The sequence below is a fragment of the Mesorhizobium sp. M0051 genome (assembly GCF_040323235.1).
Classification (GTDB): Bacteria; Pseudomonadota; Alphaproteobacteria; order Rhizobiales; family Rhizobiaceae; genus Mesorhizobium.
In genome coordinates this window covers 1-6,666 of the sequence record NZ_JAMYUT010000074.1, presented here as the reverse complement: position 1 = coordinate 6,666, position 6,666 = coordinate 1, and the positions used below count along the sequence as shown (strand labels likewise).

Here is a 6,666-nt window from a genome sequence, read left to right as displayed (position 1 = left end):
GACGCTGGGGGCTCAACGTCGTGGCTGGGGACGATGAGGATCCGCAGCAGAGCTTGGCAGCTTTTCTCAGCAACATCGCCGAAGCAAGTTGACGGCGCAGGCGATCTGGCGCGGCGCGTTGTCGACATTCATGCATGGGGTAGCATCTGCTCCCATGGATCGTCCTGCCGTCATAGATCTCCCAATCCTGTTCAACCCGCTCAGCGCGGCAGGTAGGTCCCGCCGCACCATACTGGCCGGTCGCGCTCCGTCAGCCGATCGAAGCAACCTCGGCGGTAGATCAACGCTTGGCGTTCTCGCTCTCTGTATCAGCCCGAGTAAAGAACTGCTTGGTTGTCGCGGGAAGATGGTTTTTCAGCCAGTCCGCCATCGCGACTTCCTCGCGCAGGTTCTCCTCGCAAACATGCGCGCGTTCCGTTTCATCGAGCGATTTCGCAGCGGCGATAAGGATCGTGTAGGAGGCGATTTCCATATACTCGAACATATAGCTTGCAAGCGATCCCTTCATGACCTCGTCGCCAGCGATGATGCCGCTCAGCGACTGTGCCATCGCAGTCAGCTTGCCGCCGGCGTCCTTCAGCGTGGAGGACCCTTGCCCGATGCGGTCGAGGCAGGATTTGAGCCGAGTCCTGCTGTTAGGTCTCGTCGACGTGCTGCTTCGGTTGCTGAGTTCAGGATAGTTCTGGATACGGCTCAATTGCCCGTTCAGCATGGTCTCCGCCGCTCCTCCATGGCGTGAGCATCCCTGAGCCATTGGACAAGCCATTCGCGCGATTCTGACATCTCATTGCTCGTTCGTGATCCCGTTCAAGCTTGCAAACGCAGGTATTGTTCCTGAACGGCCGGGTCGCAGAACAGATGTCAGAGCCGCCGCGGCCTGCGTTGGCGGTCTCTTGCCGGTCCGTGCCGCCCTTCACCCGGGGATCGCCGGCAGTCTGGAGTTGCGGAAGCATCTCTGTAGACGACTGCGCCGTTGGCGGAGATCGTCACTGTTTCGCGTCGGCATCGCCTGCGTCCCGCGCAGCACGTGCCCCGCGAAGCTATGTCTTTGCCGAGCAGCTTCGCGTTTTGCCGTCCGTTTCGCGAACTCAACCCGTTGCTGAGGCGCCCTGAGAAGGCTCAAGAGCTCGCTCGGCGTTCTCGTCTGGAATCGCATCAAGACATCTGCCGCTTTGCGTTCATCGCCAAACGTCCACAATGTCCAGGGCCCTCGGCAGAGCCTCCATATTCGGAAACATAGCCATACGTGCGCTGAACCTTTGCTCCTTCGCGAAATGCAGGCGCATGGAACTTCAAGCCATGTCCCAGGTTACCCATGGAGTTTTGCAGCGTTCGGGATCAAGCCATGACCTCTACAGACAATTCTCCGGTTGGCATGTCATCCGCCCCCAAAAATCCGGCGGCAGCACCAGTTCAAAGAAAGCCACACCTTCGCCAGCCACGGAGAAAATCTCCGGCGCAGGTCCAGCGGCTGCGGAGCACTCAAAAGACGCCAAGGCGCCGAGGGGCGGCCGTCGGCCTGGAGCCTGTGTCAAGGATTAGCCAAACGTCATCACTAAAACAGGGATGGTGGAGCTTCGGTCTTGCTCCCAACCGGTCGCCATTCCCACAATGGCAGGAGGATTTTCTATGCAGATGATAGAAGCTGTCGTCAGCCGGGACCAGGCTCCGGTCGTCGAATTTCGCGGGGAGGGAGGCGAGTGCATCACCGTCACACTGCAGGCCGATCAGACGCTTACGGATGATGAACTCGTCGCAAAGGCAAAGGTGATGATGGTCCAGGTCGCTCAGTTCGGGAGGGACCAAACTGAGCGGCGCAGCCACAACTGACGGGGTCGCCGGCCGAACAGCTATACACTCTGGAATATCAGGACAAGGGACGGCTTCGCTCGGTGGGTGGACTGCGTATCCGAGCCTGGATGCCGTTGCCGCTGAATGTCGACGATCGACCGAGGATCTGTGGCAGGACGCGTTGCCGCGCGGCGAAGCACGATAGGATGGGCAGTAGGAGCAGCGATGCGCAAGGCGTTCTGGTTGCGAGAGTTGATTTCGCCGAACTTACGAGAGAGCGGTGATCAGGCCGGAGTTTCCCCTGACATCCGCAACGACATTGGGTGAGGTCGGTTGCCGCGGTAAAGCGGCGACGGGGCTACAAGGCCAGCCACTCGATTGGCGGGCGCGCAATCATCAGCCAGAAGATGGCGAGCACAGCCGCAAAGGCTGGAAAGCCGAAGGCAAACCAGAGCCTGAACAACTGACTGTAACGCTCAGGCGGGGGTTGATTGGACGTCGTGGCCGTTATGGCGAGATTGCGCATCTCGATCTGCATCCACACCACGGGCAGCCAGAGCAGGCCGATGGCAAGATAGAGCAGGATCGAAAGAACGATCCATCCTTCAGCAAGCGAATACCCCGCATACTGGGCGAGAGCTATCCCGGTCACAGGTTGCGCGATAACGGCCGTAGCCGTGAACAGAAAGTCGGCGAGTACGACGATGCGGGCGACAGCCGCGATGGTCCCGGCGTTACCGGTCCGGTGTGCCACGAGCATGAAAAAGGCAATGCCGGCGCCAGTCCCCAACAGCACAGCCGCACCGATGACATGCAGATACTTGAGCACGAAATAGACCATCAGCGTTCCTCCAGGATCGCCAGCGCGACAAAATGCAGAACCAAAATCGGCAGGATCTTCATCAGCGGGCCGAGCGGGTCGTTCCAGAGCTCCGGCCGCAGAATGCTCCCAGCGGTCGCATAGAAAAGCGACACCGCGATTGCACCGAAGAGACCAAGCCGGCTGGTCGGGCGCCAGGCGATCAGCACGCCGACGATCATGTCTGCCAGCGCCCCGGCGACGACGGCCGGTCCGGCCAGCGCGCCGACTGCTGTGTCAATCAGCAACTCAACTCCGCTGCGCCAGCCGGTGGTGAGGGAAATGATGCCGGTCATGATCCAGAAGAAGGGTAGCACGACGAAGATCGCCGGCTTGACGAGGTAGAGACCAGCGAACCATCGTTCCTGCACCGTGGCAGGATGAAGGCTGAGTGCGGTTGCAAGACTTGACGGTTGAATGCCGGTCGCCGCTATCCACGGCTGGGGATCACCGACCGCGCCCCGCGCGATCTCCTTTGCGGCATTGCTGCGCATCGGCGGACGCCAGCCGAGCTGAGCCGCCGCATCCCCAACCCGGTATAGGATTGCTGCGGCCCAATTGGGCAGGATGAATTCCCGGGCGCTGTCCCATCCGAACCAATGGCGGTAGCAGGCAACGACCTCGTTCATAGAAAGCGCTTCAGGCCCAGCCAGCTCCAGAGTGAGGCGCGTTGGGCTGTCGGGCCTGAGAAAGAAGAGAACGGTGGAGATCACGTCGTCTAGCTGTACGACCTGAAGACGACCAGCGTCGGGCATCACAGGCAATAGTGGCAAAGCAGCGAGACCACGAAAAAGCGCGCTTGCGCCGAACGCCGGCCTCCCCAACACAACCGAAGGGCGCAGAATGACCCAGTCGATATCGCGCGCCATCATGGCCTCATCGCCAGCAAGCTTGCTGGCGGAGAAAGCGGATGGCTGCTGGCGATCGACGCCGATAGCCGAGAAGTGGATGACCTTTTTCACTCGTGCCTGTTCACACGCGGCAAAGAGTGCCGAGGCGCCGCCTGCATGGACGTGCTGGGTATTCTCACGAAGGCTGTCCTGCAGAACGCCGGCGCAGTTCACAACGGCATCGACACCGGCAAGATGATGGATCCAGTCCTGCGCCCGCAGCGCATTTGCCATGTCTAGCAGGATGGGAGTGGGCCCTGTGAACGGGCCAACACTGGGGCGATGGAGCACACGAACGACGTCATGTCCCTCGGCCGCCAGGCGCGCGCAAAGCGCGGCTCCGATCAGACCCGACGCGCCGGTGACCAGGACCCTCATTCCGCGTGCCCGGCATTTGGCGACGCCCGCGGCTCGAGCGGTCTCGTTGCGGGGCCGGAAAGAACCTCACCAGCTTCATCGAAGCGGGACCCATGGCATGAGCAGTCCCACGTCCGGTCGACCGGATTCCACCCGACGACGCAGCCGAGATGCGTACAGATTGCGGAGCGGGCGGTGACCGTACCGTCCCGCGCCTTCCTGATCGCCAGTTGCTCTCCGTCGTGCTCGACCACACCGCCTTCTCCCAGGGCGATCTTGTTGATATCCACCGTTCTTGAACCCAGGAGCCGTTCGGCCACCAGATGAGTAGCCGTCTTGACGTTCTCCGATATGAACGTCGGCCCGCCGGCGAGCGGCTTGATACGGGTCGCGTCGAAGATCTCGGCCGCAGGATGGGGTTGGCCGAGAAGCTGCGACGCAAGGATTTCCAGTGCGACGGCGCCTTGTGTGATGCCCCAGGCGTCGAAACCGGTGGCGACGAGAAGGTCCGGTTTTGAAGAACTCGCCACGCCGACGAAGGCCATTCCGTCCACCGACCGGAAATCTTCGTTTATCCAAAGGTGCGACGGTTGGTTAATAGCGAATGTTGTCTCGAGGAAGGCCAGCATGTCAGCGACGGCGCGATCCGCAGCCTCGCGGTCTCCGGTCTTGAATTCGCCGCCGGCGGCCACAAGAAAGCGCTTGCCGTCACGGTTCGCTGTGCGAAACGAATGAGACGGGCTGCCGGCGCTGATGAACATGCCGTCCACTGTTGCATGTTCGGCCAGTGATGCTGCCGCGACCGGATGCGCAAATGGGAAGGCCTTGGCAAAGAAGAGTCCGTCTCCGATGATGGGCATCTGCGTGGTGACGATGACCTTACCGGCGGTCACAATACCGCCAGCCAGAGTCAACTGATAAGGCCCGTCGCCTGCAATCTCAACAACGCGGCTGTTCTCGAAAACGGAAATGGTGCTCTCGCTCACCAGGCGGGCCAGCCCGCAAATATAAAGATACGGGTCGAATTGATATTGGCCCGAAAAACGGAGCGCTGCCGTCGCCCTCACGGGCAGCTCCGCATCGGACAGGAATTCGGCGGGCAATCCAAGCGATGCGGCGGCGTCGGCCTCACGGCGTAACCTATCCGCCTGTTGTTCGTCTTCAGCATAGATGAAGGCAGATTTGGCTTCCAGCTTGGCCTTATCCACCATAAGGGAGCACTGTGCAGCGATCTCCTCCTTGGCCTTTTCATTCGCGTCGGCGTAAAGCTTCGCGCCTTCGCGGCCGAAATTGCGAATGAGGGAAGCGTATTTGAGCCCATGCTGGGATGTGACCTTGGCGGTCGAGCGGCCGGTGGCCTGCTGGCCGATCTGGCGCGCCTCAAGAACCGCGACCTTCAGACCCGAGCTACGCAGCAGACAGGCAGTGTGCAGGCCCACGATGCCCGCGCCGACGATTACGACTTCGAAGTCATGGTTGCCCTGCAAGGCGCCGAATGAAATCTCGGGCTCTCGATCGAGCCAAAACGGGACCGGCTTCATCGACCAGGTCCTCTCTCTCGCCTTTCCAAGACTGACAGTTCGGCGTCCGAAGGCCTGCCGAACGCTTCGGCTTCGGCGGCTTCCAACTCGCTGAGCGATTTCGCGAGCACGGTACCCCACACCATGTGCGCAGCGATCATCAGCAGATTCCTCCCTGCAGGATGACGCCATGCGGGGGCAAGAATTCGCGCTGCAGGAATCCAACCCAGATAACTGGCCGCCCACACGCCGAGGCCAAAGAGTGTGCCGCTGCCGCGACGCCGAGGCAAAATGGCGAAAACAGCGCCAGTCATGGCGCCGAAGCCGAAGTGAGCCAACAGAGTATTCGCTCGCGCCTGCCCTTCATCGCCCCCGAAGTTCAGGCGATCGACAATTTCGCGGGGCGGCAACGGGTAGCGACTCGTCTCGTTCAGCAACCCATGGGACCGCCGCATGGCACTGGTCATCGCCACCGATGCCGCAAGGCCGGCCAGAGCTCCCAACATCATATGTCGCAACAGCATTCTCCTGACGCAATCTGTCCAACGGAATTGCGGGTTGATTGTTCCTTGGGGTGTATTTCGATCGGGAACGAACAAGCTCACGCGTGACAAATGGGACGTCCGGAGAAGCCGTAGCAATGGGGCTGATGATGGCGTCTCACTGCTGAAGCGGTCGACCTCTTAGGAATGCCTCCGCAAGATCCGACAATTTCGGCATGCGTACGCCGAGCCGTTCGGCGTCTCCATAAGCGGTGAACCGTCCTATCCAAGCACGTCGGCGACGATACCCAGCCTGCGCGCTTCATCGGCATGAATATAGCAGTTGGTGGTCGCCCGTCGGTAGAGCTCGTCGGTAATGAGAGAACTGCCCTCGACTAATTCCTTGAAGCCCTCAATCTCTAGCTGTTCGGCCGTTTCGAGCAGGGCGAGCTGTTCGCGCGCGATCTGAATGCACGATTTCATGGGGCGGTTCAGTTCAAGGCTGGTCTCCATGCCCCTTTCATGGAGGAATACGGATACCGCTCCTCGCCAATGAGGGTGGAGCTGGCCAACCGGGAGAGCCATTCGAGTTGGCGCGAGTTCGTGACAGGGCTTAAGAATCGCGGGCTCGCCGGCGTCGAGTTCGTCGTCTCCGACGACCATTTGGGGCTCAGGGCGGATTGCCAAATGGCAGGCCAAATATCCGAAGCTGGTCAACTGGGTGGAGGACAACATCGAGGAGACGCTGAGCTTCTATCGGCTGCCGC

The 6,666-nt window shown here is 60.8% G+C and carries 8 protein-coding genes; 2 read left to right on the top strand and 6 right to left on the bottom strand.

The genetic code is table 11. The features are described from left to right. Positions 1 to 280: 280 nt before the first annotated feature. Positions 281 to 712, bottom strand: a complete 432-nt coding sequence (locus NKJ90_RS33100; RefSeq protein ID WP_352487757.1) for a DUF892 family protein — start codon at positions 710 to 712, stop codon at positions 281 to 283. 917 nt (positions 713 to 1,629) lie between these two features. On the opposite strand from NKJ90_RS33100, the gene NKJ90_RS33095 reads away from it, so the two are divergent. Then, positions 1,630 to 1,830 (top strand): hypothetical protein, encoded by a 201-nt coding sequence (locus NKJ90_RS33095; RefSeq protein WP_352487756.1) that lies wholly within the window; start codon positions 1,630 to 1,632, stop codon positions 1,828 to 1,830. Between the two features lie 319 nt (positions 1,831 to 2,149). On the opposite strand, the gene NKJ90_RS33090 is transcribed toward NKJ90_RS33095, so the two are convergent. From NKJ90_RS33090 to NKJ90_RS33070, 5 genes are all read right to left on the bottom strand, one after another. Then, complete coding sequence (locus NKJ90_RS33090; RefSeq protein WP_352487755.1) at positions 2,150 to 2,632, bottom strand: DUF2269 family protein; 483 nt, start codon at positions 2,630 to 2,632, stop codon at positions 2,150 to 2,152. After that, on the bottom strand, positions 2,632 to 3,918 hold the full coding sequence (locus NKJ90_RS33085; protein WP_352487754.1) for an SDR family oxidoreductase: 1,287 nt from the start codon (positions 3,916 to 3,918) through the stop codon (positions 2,632 to 2,634). Before NKJ90_RS33085 ends, NKJ90_RS33090 begins: the two co-directional genes overlap by 1 nt. Further along, the gene (locus tag NKJ90_RS33080; RefSeq protein ID WP_352487753.1) at positions 3,915 to 5,438 is read right to left on the bottom strand and encodes an FAD-dependent oxidoreductase; all 1,524 of its coding nucleotides are present in this window, start codon (positions 5,436 to 5,438) and stop codon (positions 3,915 to 3,917) included. Before NKJ90_RS33080 ends, NKJ90_RS33085 begins: the two co-directional genes overlap by 4 nt. Beyond that, positions 5,435 to 5,926 carry a hypothetical protein gene (locus NKJ90_RS33075; RefSeq protein ID WP_502904964.1) on the bottom strand — a complete coding sequence of 164 codons (492 nt, stop codon included), beginning with the start codon at positions 5,924 to 5,926 and terminating at the stop codon, positions 5,435 to 5,437. The genes NKJ90_RS33080 and NKJ90_RS33075 overlap by 4 nt, the downstream gene beginning before the upstream one ends. Positions 5,927 to 6,181: 255 nt before the next feature. Beyond that, on the bottom strand, positions 6,182 to 6,412 hold the full coding sequence (locus tag NKJ90_RS33070) for a hypothetical protein (RefSeq protein WP_084025303.1): 231 nt from the start codon (positions 6,410 to 6,412) through the stop codon (positions 6,182 to 6,184). 9 nt (positions 6,413 to 6,421) lie between these two features. On the opposite strand from NKJ90_RS33070, the gene NKJ90_RS33065 reads away from it, so the two are divergent. Continuing rightward, the coding region (locus NKJ90_RS33065; RefSeq protein ID WP_502904963.1) for a transposase at positions 6,422 to 6,666 on the top strand (245 nt) is incomplete at its 3' end.